General features: G+C 72.6%; 17 protein-coding genes. 5 read left to right on the top strand and 12 right to left on the bottom strand.

What is annotated here, in order from left to right; all coding sequences use genetic code 11:
- The 6 genes from PV341_RS34125 to mce all read right to left on the bottom strand — a co-directional run.
- Nucleotides 1-1,204: ABC transporter ATP-binding protein (locus tag PV341_RS34125; RefSeq protein WP_500359868.1), on the bottom strand; the 1,204-nt coding region annotated here is incomplete at its 3' end.
- Between the two features lie 113 nt (nucleotides 1,205-1,317).
- Nucleotides 1,318-2,094 (bottom strand): ABC transporter permease, encoded by a 777-nt coding sequence (locus tag PV341_RS34120; RefSeq protein WP_500325325.1) that lies wholly within the window; start codon nucleotides 2,092-2,094, stop codon nucleotides 1,318-1,320.
- Between the two features lies 1 nt (nucleotide 2,095).
- A complete protein-coding gene (locus PV341_RS34115; RefSeq protein ID WP_500359867.1) occupies nucleotides 2,096-3,082 on the bottom strand; it encodes an ABC transporter ATP-binding protein in 987 nt (328 codons plus the stop codon).
- Nucleotides 3,083-3,213: 131 nt separating this feature from the next.
- Nucleotides 3,214-4,146, bottom strand: a complete 933-nt coding sequence (locus tag PV341_RS34110; protein ID WP_018563504.1) for a coiled-coil domain-containing protein — start codon at nucleotides 4,144-4,146, stop codon at nucleotides 3,214-3,216.
- A gap of 103 nt (nucleotides 4,147-4,249) precedes the next feature.
- The gene (scy, locus tag PV341_RS34105) at nucleotides 4,250-8,146 is read right to left on the bottom strand and encodes a polarized growth protein Scy (protein ID WP_500359866.1); all 3,897 of its coding nucleotides are present in this window, start codon (nucleotides 8,144-8,146) and stop codon (nucleotides 4,250-4,252) included.
- A gap of 178 nt (nucleotides 8,147-8,324) precedes the next feature.
- Nucleotides 8,325-8,753 (bottom strand): methylmalonyl-CoA epimerase, encoded by a 429-nt coding sequence (mce, locus tag PV341_RS34100; protein WP_361800906.1) that lies wholly within the window; start codon nucleotides 8,751-8,753, stop codon nucleotides 8,325-8,327.
- A 172-nt stretch (nucleotides 8,754-8,925) separates the two neighbouring features.
- Here mce and PV341_RS34095 point away from each other — a divergent pair, with 172 nt between their 5' ends.
- Entirely contained in the window at nucleotides 8,926-10,101 is a 1,176-nt protein-coding gene (locus PV341_RS34095) for an acetyl-CoA C-acetyltransferase (RefSeq protein WP_500359869.1), read from the top strand.
- A gap of 157 nt (nucleotides 10,102-10,258) precedes the next feature.
- Nucleotides 10,259-11,215 (top strand): methylmalonyl Co-A mutase-associated GTPase MeaB, encoded by a 957-nt coding sequence (gene meaB / locus PV341_RS34090; RefSeq protein WP_499514056.1) that lies wholly within the window; start codon nucleotides 10,259-10,261, stop codon nucleotides 11,213-11,215.
- A 42-nt stretch (nucleotides 11,216-11,257) separates the two neighbouring features.
- Here meaB and PV341_RS34085 read toward each other — a convergent pair whose 3' ends face one another.
- From PV341_RS34085 to PV341_RS34065, 5 genes are all read right to left on the bottom strand, one after another.
- On the bottom strand, nucleotides 11,258-11,734 hold the full coding sequence (locus PV341_RS34085; RefSeq protein ID WP_500325319.1) for a MarR family winged helix-turn-helix transcriptional regulator: 477 nt from the start codon (nucleotides 11,732-11,734) through the stop codon (nucleotides 11,258-11,260).
- A gap of 64 nt (nucleotides 11,735-11,798) precedes the next feature.
- Nucleotides 11,799-12,575, bottom strand: coding sequence for an AIM24 family protein (locus tag PV341_RS34080; RefSeq protein WP_500325318.1), 777 nt, complete (start codon nucleotides 12,573-12,575; stop codon nucleotides 11,799-11,801).
- Nucleotides 12,572-13,222, bottom strand: a complete 651-nt coding sequence (locus tag PV341_RS34075; RefSeq protein ID WP_499514059.1) for an AIM24 family protein — start codon at nucleotides 13,220-13,222, stop codon at nucleotides 12,572-12,574. The genes PV341_RS34080 and PV341_RS34075 overlap by 4 nt, the downstream gene beginning before the upstream one ends.
- Nucleotides 13,222-13,860, bottom strand: coding sequence for an AIM24 family protein (locus PV341_RS34070; RefSeq protein ID WP_500325314.1), 639 nt, complete (start codon nucleotides 13,858-13,860; stop codon nucleotides 13,222-13,224). Before PV341_RS34070 ends, PV341_RS34075 begins: the two co-directional genes overlap by 1 nt.
- Before the next feature lie 3 nt (nucleotides 13,861-13,863).
- Nucleotides 13,864-14,691 (bottom strand): DUF2127 domain-containing protein, encoded by an 828-nt coding sequence (locus PV341_RS34065; RefSeq protein ID WP_500325313.1) that lies wholly within the window; start codon nucleotides 14,689-14,691, stop codon nucleotides 13,864-13,866.
- A gap of 210 nt (nucleotides 14,692-14,901) precedes the next feature.
- On the opposite strand from PV341_RS34065, the gene PV341_RS34060 reads away from it, so the two are divergent.
- Both PV341_RS34060 and PV341_RS34055 read left to right on the top strand, forming a co-directional pair.
- Complete coding sequence (locus tag PV341_RS34060; protein ID WP_500325311.1) at nucleotides 14,902-15,255, top strand: DUF3817 domain-containing protein; 354 nt, start codon at nucleotides 14,902-14,904, stop codon at nucleotides 15,253-15,255.
- A complete protein-coding gene (locus tag PV341_RS34055; RefSeq protein WP_500325309.1) occupies nucleotides 15,252-15,545 on the top strand; it encodes an MTH1187 family thiamine-binding protein in 294 nt (97 codons plus the stop codon). The genes PV341_RS34060 and PV341_RS34055 overlap by 4 nt, the downstream gene beginning before the upstream one ends.
- A gap of 36 nt (nucleotides 15,546-15,581) precedes the next feature.
- On the opposite strand, the gene PV341_RS34050 is transcribed toward PV341_RS34055, so the two are convergent.
- Complete coding sequence (locus PV341_RS34050; RefSeq protein ID WP_500359865.1) at nucleotides 15,582-16,556, bottom strand: ArsR/SmtB family transcription factor; 975 nt, start codon at nucleotides 16,554-16,556, stop codon at nucleotides 15,582-15,584.
- A 78-nt stretch (nucleotides 16,557-16,634) separates the two neighbouring features.
- Between PV341_RS34050 and PV341_RS34045 the strand changes: the two genes are divergently transcribed.
- Nucleotides 16,635-17,742 (top strand): MFS transporter (locus PV341_RS34045; protein ID WP_500359864.1); only part of this gene is annotated, 1,108 nt, incomplete at its 3' end.

Here is a 17,742-nt window from a genome sequence, read left to right as displayed (position 1 = left end):
CGCCCGTGCCGCCCGGCGCCCCCGTACCGCCGGCGGGCACCGCCGGCGGTACGGGGGCGCCGGGCGGCACGGGCGGCTGCGCGTACGGGTTCACGGGCGCGGCAGGCGCCGCGCCGGGGGCCGGCGGCACCGGCGCCGCGTACGGCGGCACCGGGGGCTGCGGGTGCCCGTAGCCGTACCCGTACGGCGGTTGCTGCGGGACGGGCTGCGGGTAGGGCGCCTGCGGCGGCATGCCCCAGCCGCCGGGGGCCGGCGCACCGCCGGGCTGCTGCAGGCCCTGCCGCGGGTCGGCGGTGGAGCGGTAGTCGACGGCGCTGTTGGTGAGGCGCATGTAGGCCTCCTCGAGCGAGGCCTGGTGGGGCGAGAGCTCCCACAGCCGCACCTCGGACTCGTGCGCGACGTCGCTGATCCGCGGCAGTTCAAGACCGGTCACGCGCAGCGCGCCGTCCTGTTCCTGCTGCACCTGCGCGCCCGCCTCGGTCAGCGCCTTCGTGAGCCTGTCCCGGTCCGCGGCCACGTCCGGGGTGCGGACCACGGCGAAGCCGGTGGAGTTGCGCGCGATGAAGTCCTTGACGCTCATGTCGGCCAGCAGCTGCCCGCGGCCGATCACGATCAGGTGGTCCGCGGTGAGCGCCATCTCGCTCATCAGGTGCGAGGAGACGAAGACCGTACGGCCCTCCGAGGCGAGCTTGCGCATCAGATGGCGTACCCAGTGGATGCCCTCCGGGTCCAGACCGTTGACCGGCTCGTCGAAGAGCAGCACCTCGGGGTCGCCCAGCAGCGCCGCCGCGATGCCGAGGCGCTGCCCCATGCCGAGCGAGAAGCCCTTGGAGCGCCTGCGCGCGACCTCCTGCAGGCCCACCACGCCCAGCACCTCGTCCACCCGGCGGGCCGGGATCCCGGACAACTGCGCCAGGCACAGCAGGTGCTGGCGCGCGCTGCGCCCGCCGTGCACGGCCTTGGCGTCCAGCAGCGCGCCCACCCGGCGCGGGGCGTTGGGCAGCTGCCGGAACGGCTGTCCGCCGACGGTCACGCGTCCGGCCGTGGGCGTGTCCAGGCCCAGGATCATCCGCATCGTGGTCGACTTCCCGGAGCCGTTGGGCCCCAGGAAGCCGGTCACCATGCCGGGCCGCACCTGGAAGGACAGGTTGTACACGGCCGTCTTGCTGCCGTAGGTCTTGGTGAGGCCGACTGCCTCGATCATGCTCCGCCCCTCGACGAACAGTCCGCGGGGCGGCGCTCGCCCCCATGAGGATTAGGAGGCTAGCGGGGCGGGATCGGTTCCCGCCCCGTGAGGCCGGAATTGCCCGGGAGCGGTCAGGCGTCCCGCTTCTTCAGCAGCGCGTAGCCGCCGATCAGCGCGACGACCACCCACAGCGCCATGATGCCGAGTCCGCCCCACGCGCTGTACGGGGCGGGGTCGTCCGGGGCGATCGTGGCCCGCATGATCTTGCTGCCGGCCTGGTCCGGGAAGTACCGGGCCACCTCCTTGGCGCCCGGCACGGCCGAGAGGATCCCGGAGATCAGGAAGAAGAAGGGGATGAGGATGCCCAGTGAGACCAGCGGGCTGCGCAGCATGGTCGCGACGCCGACCGCGAAGAGCACCATCAGCGTCATGTAGAGGCCGGCCCCGAAGACCGCGCGCAGCACCCCCGGATCGCTGATCGAGGTGTCGAGGTCACCGCCGAGGACGGCCTGCCCGATGAAGAAGGAGACGAAGCTGACGATCACCCCGAGGACGAAGGTGATGCCGGCGGCGACGGCGACCTTGGAGAGGTAGAAGGTCGCACGCTGCGGTACCGCCGAGAGCGAGGCCCTGATCATGCCCGTGCTGTACTCGCTGGAGATGATCAGCACGCCGAAGGTGATCAGCGCGAGTTGACCGAGGAAGAGACCGGACAGGCTCTGGGCGGTGGCGTCGAACTGGGCGCGGGCGCCCTCTTCGATGGTGTCCCACTGGGTGCGGAAGAGCAGGCAGAACAGACCGCTGATGACGATGGTCAGGACGGCGGCGGACGCCAGCGTCCACACGGTCGACCGGACGGTCCTGACCTTGGTCCACTCCGACTGCAGAACAGCGGTGGTCGCTGCCATGTCAGGCTTCCTTTCCGGTGTGCGTGTTCCAGGCGGCGCCCCACTGGGGCGCGGGGGCCGCGGCCTCGCCGGCCTCCGCCGCGGCCCCACCGGCGTGGTACTCCACCGACTCGGCGGTGAGTTGCATGAAGGCCTGCTCCAGGGAGGCCTGCTGGGGGCTGAGCTCGTGCAGCACCAGTTGGTGCCGGGCGGCGAGTTCACCGATCTTGGCGGACTCCGCGCCCTCGATCTCGAAGGCGCCCTCGTCGTCGACCACCGAGGTGATCGACGCGGCCGCCAGCGCGTCCCTGAACTTCTCCGGCTCGGGGGTGCGGACGCGCACGTAGGAGCGGGAGTTCTCGGCGATGAAGTCCGCCATCGTCGTGTCCGCCATCAGCTTGCCGCGGCCGATCACGATCAGGTGCTCGGCGGTGAGCGCCATCTCGCTCATGAGGTGGCTGGAGACGAAGACCGTGCGGCCCTGCGCGGCCAGCCCCTTCATCAGGTTGCGGATCCAGTGGATGCCCTCCGGGTCCAGTCCGTTGACCGGCTCGTCGAACATCAGGATCTCGGGGTCGCCCAGCAGCGCCGCGGCGATACCGAGACGCTGTCCCATGCCGAGGGAGAACCCCTTGGAACGCTTCTTGGCGACGGGCGCGAGACCGACGGTCTCCAGCACCTCGTCGACCCGGCGGGCCGGGATGCGGTTGGACTGGGCCAGGCACAGCAGGTGGTTGTACGCCGTGCGGCCGCCGTGGATGGCCTTGGCCTCGAGCAACGCCCCGATGTGCTTGAGCGGTTCGTGGAGTTCGCGGTAGTGCTTGCCGTCGATGCGGATGCTGCCGCTGGTCGGATTGTCCAGGTCCAGCATCATGCGCATCGTCGTCGACTTGCCCGCCCCGTTGGGGCCGAGGAAGCCGGTCACCACCCCCGGCCGCACCGTGAAGGTGAGGTCGTCCACCGCGGTCTTGTCGCCGTACCGCTTGGTCAGCCCCTGCAGCTCGATCATGCCGCATACACTATTTGGCCGCGGCGCGCGATGCACGCGGAATTCACGCCCCCGTTTGCGCTCCCGCACACGACCGAGCCCCCTGCCGAGGGGACAGGGGGCTCGATGTGCTCCGGAAGACCGGTGGGACGTCAGCGCTGGGCCGGGACGCCGCGCGAGACGGGCTCGTCGTCGGCGGGGGCGCCGGCCGCGGCGACCGCCGCACCGGTCAGCGTGGCCAGCATCTCGCGGACGTTGGTCAGCTGGGCGTTGATGCTGTCGCGGCGGTTGGTGAGCGCCGCCAGCTCGCGCTCGGATTCGCTGCGGATGCGGTCCGCCTTGGCGTTCGCGTCGGCCACGATGTCCTCGGCCTGGCGCTGCGCGGTCTCCACCGTCTGGCGGGCCCGGCGCTCGGCGTCGGTGCGCAGCTTCTCGGCCTCCAGGCGGAGCTGCTCGGCGCGGTGCTCGATCTCGGCGAGGCGCTTCTCGGCCTTGGCCTGACGGGACGCCAGGTCACGCTCGGACTGCTCGCGGCGCTTGGCCAGGTTGGTCTCGAAGTCGGCCGCGGCCTGGGCCGCCTTGGCGCGGGTCTCCTCGAAGAGGGCGTCCGCCTCCTCGCGCTTGGCCTGCGCGTCCTTCTGCGCGTCGGCGCGCAGCTGGCCGGCCTCACCCTTGGCCTTCTCGACGATGCGCTCGCCCTCGTCCTCGGCCTTGGTCTTGCGCTCGGCGGCGTAGGACTCGGCGTCGTTGCGCACCTGGGTGGCGGCGGACTCGGCCAGCTCGCGGTGCTGCTCGGCGGCCCGGCGGGCCTCCTCGCGCAGGTCCTTCGCCTCCTCCTCGGCGAGGCGGAGGATCTTCTCCACCCGCGCGCCGAGACCGGCGTACGACGGCTCGGCGTCGTTGACCTGCGCCTGCGCGTTCTGGGTCTCGAGGTGGAGTTCCTCGATGCGCTTCTCCAGCGCATTGATCCGGGCCAGTGCACTGTCACGGTCGGCGACGAGCTTGGTGATGCGGTCGTCCACCTGCCCGCGGTCGTATCCGCGCCGCACGAGCTCGAAGCCGAAGGGGGAGGAAGTGTCGCTCATGGGGTTCCTGTCAATTCAGACCGGGTGGGGTGATAGGGGGAATCCTAGGGGCCCAAGCGGCGTGTCTTACAGTCACTGTCCAGTAACTGTGCACAATGACCGCTCAATCGAGTGGCGCATCGTCGGACCGCTTGCTCCCTGTCCGGGTCGTGCCGGCCGCTGCACCTGCAGTGACCGTGTTCTTACCGTTCTGCGTGGCGTTCTGACTGTTGCTCTTTCCCCCGTCGATCGGCTGCTGGAATGACTCCAGTGCCTCAAGGACATCCTGCACACGGGTGATCTCCGCGTTGATGTCCTGGCGGCGCCGGCTCAGCACCTCGAGCTCCTTCTTGCCTTCGGTCACGATGCGCTCGGCCTCGGCGCGGGCCTCGCTCCGCACCCGCTCCGCCTCCCGCTCCGTGTCGTTCTTCTTCTGCTCGGCCCCCTTGAGCAGTTCCTCGGCCTTCTTCACCGCGGCGATGCGGACCTTGCTGGCCTCCGCGCTCGCGGTGGACCGGGTCTCCTCGGCCCTGGCCTCGGCTTCCGTGACCAGCTCGCGGGCCTTGGCCTCGGCCTTCTCCAGCTGCTCGGTGGCGGCCTCGACCAGCTTGTCGACCCGCTCGCCCGCCGACTTCATCGTGGCGGCCGACTCGCTACGGGCCCGCTCGTGCAGTTCCTCGACCTCGGCCTCGACGCGCTGCCGCAGCTCCTCCGCGCGCTCGCGGATGGCGGTGGCGTCCCTGCGGGCCTCCTCCAGCAGCGTGTCGGCGTCCGTACGGGCCCGCTCCACCATGCCGTTGCTCTCGGAGGTGGCCTCGCCGACGATCCGGTCGGCCTCCTTGCGGGCGGCGCCGACCATCGTGTCGGCCTGCTCCTCCGCGGTGGTGCCGATCTTGAGCGCCTCGCCCTGCGCCTGGGAGATCAGCTCGTCCGCCTGCCCCGCGGCCTCGGCGCGGCGCTTGTTGGCGTCCTCGCGCGCCTCGTCCCGGATCCGGTCGGACTCCGAGCGGGCCGCCTCGGCGTCGCGCTCGGCGGAGTCGAGTGCGTCCTTGGCGAGGATGCCCAGCCGCTCCGCTTCGGCGCGGGCCCTGGTGATCAGCTGGTCGGCCTGCTGGGCCGCTTCCGTGCGGCGCTTGTTGGCCTCGTCGCGCGCCTCGTCGAGGATGCGGCGGGCCTCCGCCTCGGCGGTGCCCAGCGCCTCCTCGGCCGCACGGCGGCGCTCCTCGGCGTCGCGCTCGGCGGAGTCGAGTGCGTCCTTGGCCAGGATGGCCAGCCGCTCGGCGTCGCGCTGCGCCTTGCCCACGGTCTCCTCGGCCCGGGCGGCGGCGTCGGCGCGGAGCCGGTCGGCCTCCTCGATCGCCTCGGTGAGCAGCCGGTCGGCCTGTTCCGCGGCCTCCACCCGCTGCCGGTTGGACTCGTCGCGGGTCTCCACCCGCAGCCGGTCCGCCTCCTCGATCGCCTCGCCGACGGTGCGGTCGGCGAGCTGCCGGGCCTCCTCGGCCTCCTCCTGCGACTCGCGCCGCAGCCGCTGGGCGTCCTCGGTGGCGCGCTCGCGCTCGGCGTTGGCGTCCGCGTGCAGCCGGTCCGCGGCCTCCTGGGCCTCGGACCGCAGGCGTTCCGCGGCGTGCTCGGCCGCCGAGCGCAGCCCGGCGATCTCCTCCTCGGCCTGCTCGTGCAGCCCGTTGACCGAGTCCCGCACCTGCTGGGCGGTCTGCTCGGCCGCGCCGACCAGCTCGGCGGCGTGCCGCTCGGCCTCGGCGACCAGCCGTTCCGCCTCGGCGCCGGCCTCCTCCACCCGCTTGCGGGCGGCCGCCAGCAGCTCCTCGCCCTCGCGACCGGCCTGGGCGCGCTCCTGCTCCGCCTCGCCGCGGGCCGCGGCCAGCAACTCCTCGGCCTCGCGGCGGCGGCGTGCGGCCTCCTCCTGGGCGGCGGACAGCGCCTCGGCCGCCTCGGCCCGCAACCGTCCCGCGGTCTCCTGCGCCTCCGAGCGGAGGCGGTCGGCGGTCTCCTGGGCGTCGGTGCGCAACTGCTCGGCCTCGGCGGCGGCGTCGCCCCGCAGCCGGACGGCGAGCTGCTCGGCCTCGGCCCGGGTCTGCGACGCGTCGGCCGCGGCCTCGTCCCGCAGCCGCACCGTCTCCTGCTCGGCCTGCTCCTGCAGCGCCCTGACGCGCTCGGCGACCTCCGTGCGCAGCGTGGCCGCCTCCTCGGCGGTCTCGCGGCGCAGCCGCTCCGCCTCTGTGCGGGCCTCGCGCAGCGCCTCCTCGGCCGCGGTGATGCGGCGCTCGGCCTCCTCGCGCAGCCGGACCAGATCGGCCTCGGCGTCGTCGCGCAGCCGCTGGGCGGCCCGTTCGGCCTCCTCGCGCAGCACCTGGCCGGCGCCCTCGGCGTCCTCTCGTACCTGCTCGGCCTGCTGCTCGGCCTCGGTGCGCACCTGCTCGGCCTCGCCCCGGGCGCGCTCCAGCAGCTCGTCGGCCTGCCTGCGCAGCGCCGCGGCGCGCTCGATCGCCTCGGTACGGGCCTTCTCGGAGTCGACGGTCGCCTTCTGCCGGTGCTCCGCGGCCTCGGCCTTCGCCTTGGTCAGCAGCTCCTCGGCGGACCGGGCCGCCTCCTCGATCTGCTGCACGGCCTCGCGCCGCGCCTCGCCGCGGATGCGCTCGCCCTCGGCGACCGCCTCGGCGCGCAGCTGCTCGGCCTCGCCGCGCAGCCTGCGGGCCTCCTCCTGCAGCTCGACCGTCTTGGCGCGGTACTCCTTGGTGTCGTCCTTGGCGGTGCCGAGCAGCTCCTCGGCCGACTCCTCGGCCTGGCCGCGCAGCCGGTCCGCCTCGGTCTCCGCCTCGCGGCGGATGCGCTCGGCCTCCTCGCTCGCCGCGCGGGTGGTGGCACGGGCGTCCTCGGTGGCCTTGTTGAGGACCTCCTCGGCGGTGCGGGCCGCCTTGGCGAGGGCCGCCGCCGCGTCCTCGGCCGCCTCGGACTTGGCGGTCTCCTGGGCCTGGCTGTGCAGCCGTTCGGCCTCGGTCCTGGCGTCGGCGAGGATCTGCTCGGCCTCGGCCTTGGCGGCCTCCGCCTCCTTGGTGGCCTCGGCGACCAGCCGGGCCACCTCGGCCTTGGCCGTACGGGTGCGCTGCTCGTTGTCGGCGTCGACGGTGGCCAGCCGCTTGGCGGCGTTGGCCGCGGCCTCCTCGCGCAGCCGGTCGGACTCGCTCTGCGCCTCGCGCAGCTTCTCCTGGGCCTCGCGCAGCTTCTCCTCGGCGGAGCGGGAGAGCTCGCCGGCCTGGGTGCGGGCGTGTTCGGTGTCGCTCTGGGTGGAGGCGCGCAGCTGCTCGGCCTGGGTGGTGGCCTCCTGGGCCTGGCTGGCCGCGGCGTTCAGCAGCCGCTCGGCGTCCGCGCGGGCGCGGCGCAGCAACTGGTCGGCCTCGGCGCGGGCGGTCGTGGACTCCGACTCCAGCCGGTCGCGGGCGCCCTCGGCGATCCGCTGGGCCTCGGCGCGGGCGGCGGCCAGCGCGGCCTCCGACTCCGCTCGGGTCTCCTCCATGAGCCGGCGCGCCTGCGCCTCGGCACGGGCGCGGAGCTGCTCGGCCCAGGCCACGTTCTCGTTGACGTGGCTCTCGACGTTGGTGCGGCGATCCGCCAGTTCCTCGTCCAGCCGCCGGCGCCGGGCGACGGCCTCGGCGTGCCACTCGGCCTCCACCCGGGCCTGGTGCTCGGCCTGCTCCTGGAGCAGCCGCTGGGTGGCCGCGCGCGCCTCGCGCAGCTCCCGCTCGGCGTCGGCGCGCAGCTGGTCGGCCTGGATCTGGGCGTTGCGCAGCAACTGGTCGGCCTGGTGGCCGAGGTTGTCGTAGGCAGGACGCGTCGCGAGGTTACGGCGCGCCTCGTGCAGCTTGGCGCGCAGCACCTCGACCTGGTAGCCGAGGTCGTCAGCATGCTGGACGACCTTGTCCCGCTCCTTACGAAGCCGCTCCATCTCGGCCTCGAACTGCGAGAGGTGGTCGTCCTCAACCTCGTAGCGGTCGTAGCCCCGCACTCCGCGGTCCCATCCGTCTCCTGGTGTACCCACCCGCCAACCGAGTGAGATTCCCCGGGGCCCCGTTTACCGCGGGGCCTTGCGGAGAATTGTGTCCGATCCCACGCCGAAGCGCGGGCAGGTACCCCAGCCCACCCCGGGGTCGCCAGGCCACTCTACCGGGGCGAGTCGTCTCCGGTCAGTGGTCCTTGGCCGAGGTGACGAGCTCGGTGAGCACACCGTGGCAGTCCTTGGGGTGCAGGAAGGTGATCCGCGACCCCATGGAACCCGTGCGCGGGCTGTCGTAGAGCACCCGCACGCCCTTGTCGCGGACGGCCGCCGCGTCCCCGTCGACGTCCTCGGTCCCGAAGGCGATGTGGTGCACCCCCTCTCCGTTCTTGGCCAGCCACTTGGCGACGGTGGAGTCCTCGCGGGTGGGCTCCAGCAGCTGGAGGTAGGAGGCCCCGCCGTCGGAGGTCTCGTTGATCTTGAGCATGGCCTCGCGCACGCCCTGTTCCTCGTTCACCTCGGTGTGGAACACCTCGAAGCCGTAGGTGGCACGGTAGAACTCGACGGTCTTGTCGAGGTCGAAGCAGGCGATGCCGATGTGGTCGATTCGCGTCAGCATGACTCCAGTGGACCGCCGGTCCGCATGGTCACGCAACGTGCGCGCGATCACACCGTCTGCCGGGTGACCGCCGGCTCCACCCCTCAGTACATTGACAGCACCCTCGAAAACCATCGTTAACCTTCCCTCCGTGCAAAGGGGCCGCGTCATGACCAGCCAGGCACGAACGTCCGTGATCGTCGCGGGTGCGCGCACTCCCATGGGCCGGCTGCTCGGCTCGCTGCGCACCTTCTCCGGCGCCGAACTCGGCGCCGTCGCCATCAAGGCCGCCCTGGACCGGGCCGGCATCGGCGGTGACCAGGTGCAGTACGTGATCATGGGCCAGGTGCTCCAGGCGGGTGCCGGGCAGATCCCGGCCCGTCAGGCCGCGGTCAAGGCCGGCATCCCGATGAGCGTGCCGGCGCTGACGATCAACAAGGTCTGCCTGTCCGGTCTGGACGCCATCGCCCTCGCCGACCAGTTGATCCGGGCGGGTGAGTTCGACGTCGTCGTGGCCGGCGGCCAGGAGTCGATGACCAACGCCCCGCACCTGCTGCCGAAGTCCCGCGAGGGCTTCAAGTACGGCGCCGTCCAGATGCTGGACGCCATGGCGTACGACGGTCTCACCGACGCCTTCGAGGACATCGCCATGGGCGAGTCCACCGAGAAGCACAACACACGCCTGGGCATCGGCCGCGCCGAGCAGGACGAGATCGCCGCGCTCTCCCACCAGCGGGCGGCCGCCGCGCAGAAGAACGGCCTGTTCGAGGCCGAGATCACCCCGGTGGAGATCCCGCAGCGCAAGGGCGAGCCGGTGGTCTTCGCCAAGGACGAGGGCATCCGTGCGGAGACCACGGCCGAGTCGCTGGCCAAGCTGCGCCCCGCCTTCAGCAAGGAGGGCACGATCACCGCGGGCACCTCCTCGCAGATCTCCGACGGCGCCGCCGCGGTGGTCGTGATGAGCAAGGCCAAGGCCGAGGAGCTGGGCCTGGAGTGGATCGCCGAGATCGGCGCCCACGGCAACGTGGCCGGCCCGGACAACTCGCTGCAGTCGCAGCCGTCCAACGCCATCGCGCACGCCCTGAAGAAGGAGGGGCTGTCCATCGGCGACCTGGACCTGATCGAGATCAACGAGGCCTTCGCGGCGGTGTCCGTGCAGTCCATGAAGGACCTGGGCGTGACACCTGAAAAGGTGAACGTCAACGGCGGCGCCATCGCCCTCGGTCACCCGATCGGCATGTCCGGTGCCCGTATCGTCCTGCACCTCGCCCTGGAGCTGAAGCGCCGCGGCGGCGGCGTGGGCGCGGCGGCCCTGTGCGGCGGCGGCGGCCAGGGCGACGCCCTGATCATCCGCGTGCCGGGCAAGTAGCAGTACGAACGGCGGGTGAGCCGAAGGGGAGCGGCCGTTGCCGAAAGGGAGAGCGCGCGGAGCCCGCGAGGAACGAGCGGGCGAGCACGGTCGACCGTCGGCGACGGCTGAGCGCACCGGAGGCGAACCGAGCCCTGAAAAAAAGAGGAGCACAGCGATGGACGTCCCCACCCTGGTGGAGCAGGCACGGCAGGGCCGCCCGCGGGCGGTCGCCCGGCTGATCTCACTGGTGGAGGGGGCGTCCCCGCAGCTGCGGGAGGTGATGGCCGCGCTCGCGCCGCTGACCGGTGGCGCGTACGTGGTCGGCCTGACCGGCTCACCGGGCGTCGGCAAGTCCACGTCGACGTCCGCGCTGGTCTCGGCGTACCGGCGGGCCGGGAAGCGGGTCGGGGTGCTGGCCGTGGACCCCTCCTCGCCGTTCAGCGGGGGAGCCCTGCTCGGCGACCGGGTCCGGATGAGCGACCACGCCTCCGACCCCGGCGTCTACATCCGCTCCATGGCCACCCGCGGCCACCTGGGTGGTCTGGCCTGGGCGGCGCCGCAGGCGATCCGCGTGCTCGACGCGGCCGGCTGCGACGTGATCCTGGTGGAGACCGTCGGCGTCGGCCAGTCCGAGGTGGAGATCGCCGCCCAGGCCGACACCTGCGTGGTGCTGCTGGCGCCGGGCATGGGCGACGGCATCCAGGCGGCGAAGGCCGGCATCCTCGAGATCGGCGACGTGTACGTCGTCAACAAGGCCGACCGGGACGGTGCCGAGGCGACCGCCCGCGAGCTCAACCACATGCTGGGCCTGGGCGAGGCCCGCGGGCCGGGCGACTGGCGCCCCCCGATCGTCAAGACGGTCGCCGCCCGCGGGGAGGGCATCGACGAGGTGGTCGAGGCCCTGGAGAAGCACCGGGCCTGGATGGAGGAGCACGGCGTGCTCGCGGAGCGCCGGCTGCGCCGCGCGGCCCTGGAGGTCGAGCACATCGCCGTCACCACGCTGCGCGAGCGCATCGGCGACCTCCACGGCGACCGCCGCCTCGGCGCGCTCGCCGAGCGCATCGTCGCGGGCGAGCTGGACCCGTACGCCGCCGCCGACGAACTGGTCGCCGGCCTCACCGAGCAGGCCTGACGCCCGCGCCCGGGGGCGCGGGCGAACGGGCCGCCGGGTGGGTCAGGCCTTGCCGCGCACCGCGCGCAGGTGGTCCGCGACGGGGTGGAGGGCCCTGCGCAGTGCTGCCAGGTCCTCGGCCGGGAGCAGGTCGATGAAGTGCTCCCGGACGGCGACGACGTGGTGCGGGGCGACCTTGCGCATGGTCTCCCAGCCGTCCTCGGTGAGGACGGCGAACAGTCCGCGCCGGTCGGACTCGCAGTTCTCGCGGCGGACCAGGCCCGCGGTCTCCATCCGGCTGATCTGGTGGGACAGCCGGCTCTTGGACTGCAGGGTGGCACGGGCCAGGTCGCTCATCCGCATGCGGTGCTCGGGCGACTCCGAGAGGTTCACCAGGATCTCGTAGTCGTTGTACGTCAGACCGAACGGCTGCAGGTCCCGTTCGAGCTGGTGGGTCAGCAACTTGCTGACCTCCAGGTGGATGCGCCAGGTGCGCTGCTCGTCGGCGGTCAGCCAAAGGGTGCCGGTCTCTGTCTCCATGATGGAATTATACCCAGAAAGTTGAAATCCGGATTATTCGGGGTCCCGATACGTGTCGGTAGCTTCACAGACCGAAGCGGCGCTGCAGGTCCCCGAGCTGTCCCGGGAGCCTCGGCACGCCCTGAGGCATGCCCGGGGCGCCCGCTCCGCCGCCCGGGACGCCGGCCTCGTGCGGGACCGCGCCCGTGGCCTGCTCGGGCATGAGGACCTCGCTCGACTGGAGCAGCACCTGCCCCGCGCCGACGAACTCGAACTGGTGCTCCTCGCCCGAGGTGCCGCCGACGCCGGTCAGCGCCCGCAGGCCGCCCAGTACGCCGCGCATGTACCCGTGGTCGTAATGGTGGCAGGGGGAGGGGCAGTCCGCCCATCCCACCAGCGCCTGCGGGTCGACACGGACCGGAGGCTCGACGAAGTGCACGGCTCCGTTGGAGGCCGCCACGAACTTCCCCGTGCCGATCAGGGTGAGGAAGCCCGGGATGATCGACTGCTTGAGCGACAGGCCCGGCTGGAAGGCCAGCAAGTTGCCCGACCGGATGGTCAGGTTGCCGTCCTCCAGGTCGAAGGAGTTCACGTCGAACGCCCGGTCGGCGAGGATCATCTTGCCCTGGCCCTCGGCGACCACCCAGTCCGAGGCGTGCAGCGGGGAGTGGAAGTTGCTGCGGATCAGGCCGTCGAGGGCGCCGTGGCCGATGCCGTGGAAGCTGATCTGCCCGTAGTAGGCGATCATCTTCCCCTTCTGCAGGAACCACTGGCCCTTCAGGTCGACGCTGAAGGCGTAGGGGTTGACGTTGTCGTCGACCGGCAGGGTGTACGGGTCGTGGACGACGGGTCCGGTGCTCACAGCTTCTCCTCACTCGCCTGCACGTAGACCGTGCCCTGCCCCGACAGCTCCAGCTGGAACGCCTCACCGGAACCGCGGCCCACCATGTCGCGCCAGCCGAGCGCGGTGGACAGCTTGTTGCGTACGTCGCCGCGGTGGGCGACGTACGCCTGGGGGTCGACGTGCACCGGGCGCTGCGGGGTGATCGGCAGCTCGATGACGCCGCCGTGGGCCATCACCGCGACCGCGCCGTGCCCCTGCAGGGTCGTGGTGAACAGGCCCTGACCGGTGACCTGACCGCGGATGACGCCCATGACGCCGCCCTGGGACCCCATGAACATCGTGCCCTGCCGCAGCGAGCCGTCGAAGGCCAGCAGCCGGTCCGCCTCGACGTACAGGGTGTCGCCGGTCAGGTCGACGCAGTGCACGTGGTGGCCACCGTGGCCGAACATCACCGAGCCGTGGCCCTCGACGGTCATCAGCGGCGTCGCCTCGTTGGCGAGCCGGCGGCCGATCATCGAGCCGATGCCGCCCTGGCCGCCCTGCACGTTGGGGGTGAAGCTCACGTTCCCCCGGTAGGCCAGCATCGCGCCGCGCTGGCTGAACAGCCGCTGGCCCGGCAGCACCTGGGCCTCGACCATCTTGGAGTTGACGCGGGTGAACGGCATCAGACCTGCCCCCCGATGGTGTTGCGCTCGCTGGGCTGGACGTACACCAGGCCGTCGCCCTCGAAGCGGATCTGGAAGGACTCGCCGCCCGACTCGCCGATCACCGACCGCCAGCTGATGCCCGCCTGGAAGTGCTGCTGGAGGTTGCCGGTGTGCGCCACGTACGCGCCCGGGTCCACCTGCAGCGGCAGGCCGGGGGCGACGCGCAGCACCACGGCCGGGCCGTCGGAGGTGATCGCCGCCTGGCCGACGCCCTCCACCGTGGTGGTGAACAGGCCGTTGCCCTGCGAGGCACCGCGCAGGCCGGTGAAGGTGGTGCCGGTGCGCAGCGCCGCCTCGGTGGCGAGCAGGTTGCTGGCCTCGACGTACAGCTTCTCCCCGTTCAGGCGGACGAGGTTGATCTCGCTCGCGCGGTCGGCGAAGTAGCAGGTGCCCTGCCCGCGCACCTCCATGACCTCCATCGACTCCCCGGTCAGCCGCCGGGTGACCATGCCGCGCAGGCCCTCACCGCCCCCGGACATCTTCTTGAAGCTCATCTGGCCGTCGTACGCGACCATCGAGCCGTTCTTCGCCTTGACGGCGTCGCCGGCCATGTCCACGGCGAGCACCTTGCTGCCCTGCAATCGAAACTGAGCCACGGGTCAGACCGTATCCGTCCGGGAGGAACCCGTCACCAGGGTCCGCGTCACATGGGGTGCAGTGGTTCCGTGCGGCGCTCCCGCCGCCTCCTCGACCTCCAGCAGCGAGGCGCCGCGGCGCTCGGCCTCGAAGGCCGTGTGACCGCCGCGCAGCCCGAACAGCCGCTTGGAGAGCAGGATGTAGAGGACGGCGAGGACGTTGAGGACCAGCGTGCCGATCTTGAGGTAGCTCACCTTCTCGGTGAGCTCCCAGACCTCCAGCGGCAGGAAGGCCGCGGTCGCCACCACCGTCAGGTACTCCGCCCACCGCTTGGCCGCCCACAGGCCGACGGCCTCGACGATCTCGATCACCGCGTACGCGAGCAGCGCGCCCGCCACGATCAGCAGCGTCGAGTGCCGGTACTCGAAGGTGCGGCGGATGGTGTCCACGACGGGGGAGTGGTCGAGGTCGTAGTGGAAGTGCCGGAAGACCGGGCGGAAGACGGTGAGGTTCTCCTCGAAGAACCGGCGCACCGAGTCCTGCGAGTTGCTGAACCGCCACACGGCCCAGGCCGCGACGACGATGAACGCCCCCCGCAGCAGCCGCTCGACCGCCAGGAAGCGCAGGATGAACAGGTCGCGCAGCGCCCGGCCGCGCGGCACCTCGGGCGCCCGGTCGGCCGGGCCCGAGCCGTGCGGCGCGCCCAGGGCGAAGTCGCCGCAGCGCAGGCAGCGCCACACTTCTCCCAGCGCGGTGTCGGCGCGCAGCCGCTCCCGCAGGTGCGCCTCGTCGGGCGCGTACGTGATGTGCCCGCGCCGGGCGCAGTGCCGGCGGTCCCAGTCCAGCTTCATCCCGCTTCTTCCTCGAGAGGGCGGTTCGTCTTCCGTCGTGGAGGGGGACGCGTCCCGCGCGCCGATGGTTCACCTGTTCCCCCGGGGGCCCCGGGGGCGGGGCGGCCGGAGGGCCGGGTGATAATGGGCGGAACACTTGTGATCGCATTCACAAACACTCGATCGCAGTGCCCACGCCCGCCGCAGTCCCTGTCCCGATAGTGAGGTCCCGTGGACATCAAGACCGCCTCCGCCCTGAACCGGCTCCGCCTGGTCTCCGCCCCAGAGGCGGTCTCCTTCCTGCTCCTGCTGGTCTGCTCGGTGCTCAAGCGCACCACGGACTTCAACGCGGTCCCCGTCATGGGCATGATCCACGGCGTCCTCTTCGTGCTCTACGTCGTGTTCTGGCTGGACGCCTGGAACCGTGCCAAGTGGCCGCTCGGCCGCGCCGCGCTGTACTTCGTGCTGTCCGTCCTCCCCACTGGCGGCTTCTTCGCCGAGCGCAGGCTCCGCCGCGAGGCCGAGGCCGGTGTCATCGCCGCCCGCGCGCGCAAGGAGCTCAAGGAAGGCGTGGTCGAGGCATGATCGTCGCCTTCTCCGTCACCCCGCTCGGCGTCGGCGAGGACGTCGGCGCGTACGTGGCCGACGCGGTCCGTGTGGTGCGCGAGTCGGGGCTGCCCCACCGCACCGACGCGATGTTCACCTCCATCGAGGGCGAATGGGACGAGGTCATGGATGTCGTCAAGCGCGCCGTGGCAGCCGTCGAGGCCCGGGCACCGCGCGTCTCGGTGGTCCTCAAGGCCGACATCCGGCCCGGCGTCACCGACGGGCTCACCTCCAAGGTGGAGACCGTCGAGCGGCACCTCGCGCAGTAGCCGTTCCGCACCCCGCGGCGTTCCGCGTCCCGGCGGTCAGTCGCCGGCCAGCGCGCTGCCCAGCGGGGTGCGCTCGTACAGCACCTGGTGGCCGTAGCGGCGCGAGGTGAGCAACCCTGCGTCCCGCAGGACCGACAGGTGCGCCGACACCGATGACACGGCGAGGCCGTGCCGGTGGGCGAGCGCGGTCGTGGTCGCCGGCTCGCCCAGACCGCCGAGGATGGCCGCCCGGTTGGCGCCGAGCAGCCGCACCAGGGCCCCGGAGGCGGCCTGCGGGGTCTGCCACAGGCCGCCGATGCCGCGCGCCGGATAGACGACGGTGCCCTGCCAGGGCGGGTCGAAGCCCGCCGCGAGGTCCGGCCACACGAAGACGCTGGGCGCCAGGACCAGGCCGTCGCCGCCCAGGTCCCGGTCGTGCTCCGTCGGCTTGTGCAGCGTGAGGGTGTCGTCCGCCCAGCTCAGCGAGGGATGGAGGTCGGCGAAGAGGCCCGTCAGCCCGCCGTCGGCCAGCCGGCGCGCGCGGAAGGCGATGTCGGCCTCCAGCACGGCACGCAACCGGGGCCAGTACGGCGCCACCAGCGTCTCCCAGGCGCGCTCGTACAGATCCGCCAGTTCCCGTACCGCGCGCGCCGGGTCGGCCAGCATCGCCCGGCCGCGCGGGCTGTCGGCGGCGCCCGGGGTGTCCGCCAGCGAACGGGCCATGTCCTGCCGGGCGACCTCCGGATCGGTGGCCCGTACCCGGGCGAGCTCGTCCTCGATGGCCGCCGACGGGCCCAGCGGGGGCGGGCAGAGGAAGTCCGGGCTGTGGCCGGGGCGGGGCATCAGCAGCCACAGCGGGGTGAGGTCGAGGGCCCGGGCCGCCTCACGGGTCTGCCGCAACCACGGCACGTGGTACGTCTGCAGCCCGGGCTCCTTCAGGGTGCGGACGGCCCCCTCGGTCTCCCACAGCGGGGAGAGCGCGAACCGGCAGCGCAACAGGTCGTCCGGTCCGAAGCGCATACGGAACGGCACGGCGGACCCCTGCTCCTCGACTTTCGGCTGGAGCCGAAACACTACGGCGTGCCCCGTCCCGGCCGCCAGGCTGCGCCCATGACGCTGAACACCGACACCACCGCGGCGGGCCCGGCCGCCGGGCGCGGCTACCGCGCGGTCTTCGCCGTACGGGAGTTCCGGGCGGTCTTCGCGGCACACGTACTGTCGCTCCAGGGCACCGTGGTCGCCGAGATCGCGCTGTCCGTGCTGGTCTTCCGGCTCACCGGGTCGCCGCTGCTGACCGCGCTCACCTTCGCGCTCGGCTTCGTGCCGTACGCGCTCAGCGGCACCCTGCTCGCCGGGATCTCCGACCGCTTCCCGCCGCGCCGGGTGCTGGTCGTGTGCGACCTGCTGTGCGCAGCGTGCGCGGCCGGGATGGTGCTGCCCGGGACGCCGATCGCGGTCCTGCTCGGCCTGCGGTGCGTGATGGCGATGATCGCCCCGGTGTTCACCGGCACCCGGGCCGCGAGCCTGGCCGACATCCTGCCCGGCGACACCTTCGTGCTGGGCCGGTCCCTGATCCGCATGGTCGCCCAGGGCGCGCAGATCGTGGGCTTCGGCGTCGGCGGGTTCCTGCTGGTCCTCCTGCCGCCCCGGGCCGCGCTGGCGATCACCGTGGCGGCCTTCCTGGGCTCCGCCCTGCTGCTGCGCCTCGGCACCGCGCGGCGCCCCGCGCGCGGCGGCGGCGCGGCGCGCTCCGCCGGCGGCAGCGGCCGCCTGCTGCGGGACCCCCGGGTGCGGTCCCTGCTGCTGCTCTGCTGGATCCAGCCGTTCTTCGTGGTGTTCCCGGAGGCGCTCGCGGCCCCGTACACCGACTCCATCGGCGCCGGCACCCCGGGCCTCGGCCTCTTCATGGCGGCGATGCCCGTCGGCACCGTCCTCGGCGAACTCCTCGCGGGAGCCTTCCTGCCCCCGGCCGCGCGCGCCCGCCTCACCGTCCCCCTCGCCGCGTGCTCCCTCCTCCCGTACGCCCTCTTCGCCCTGCGCCCCTCGCTGCCCCTGGCCGTCGCCGCGATGTTCACCACGGGGCTGACGGCCGCCTACACCCTCGGCCTCGATCAGTGGTTCGTGGCGGCGGTGCCGGAGGGGTTGCGGGGGCGGGCGATGACGTTGCAGTCGGCGGGGTTGATGACGATCCCGTGTCTGGGGATGGCGGTGGCGGGTG

The sequence above is a fragment of the Streptomyces sp. PA03-1a genome, from assembly GCF_033792805.1.
Classification (GTDB): domain Bacteria; phylum Actinomycetota; class Actinomycetes; order Streptomycetales; family Streptomycetaceae; genus Actinacidiphila.
Note: the sequence above shows the minus strand (reverse complement) of the source record. Positions and strands in the feature narration are given on the sequence as shown.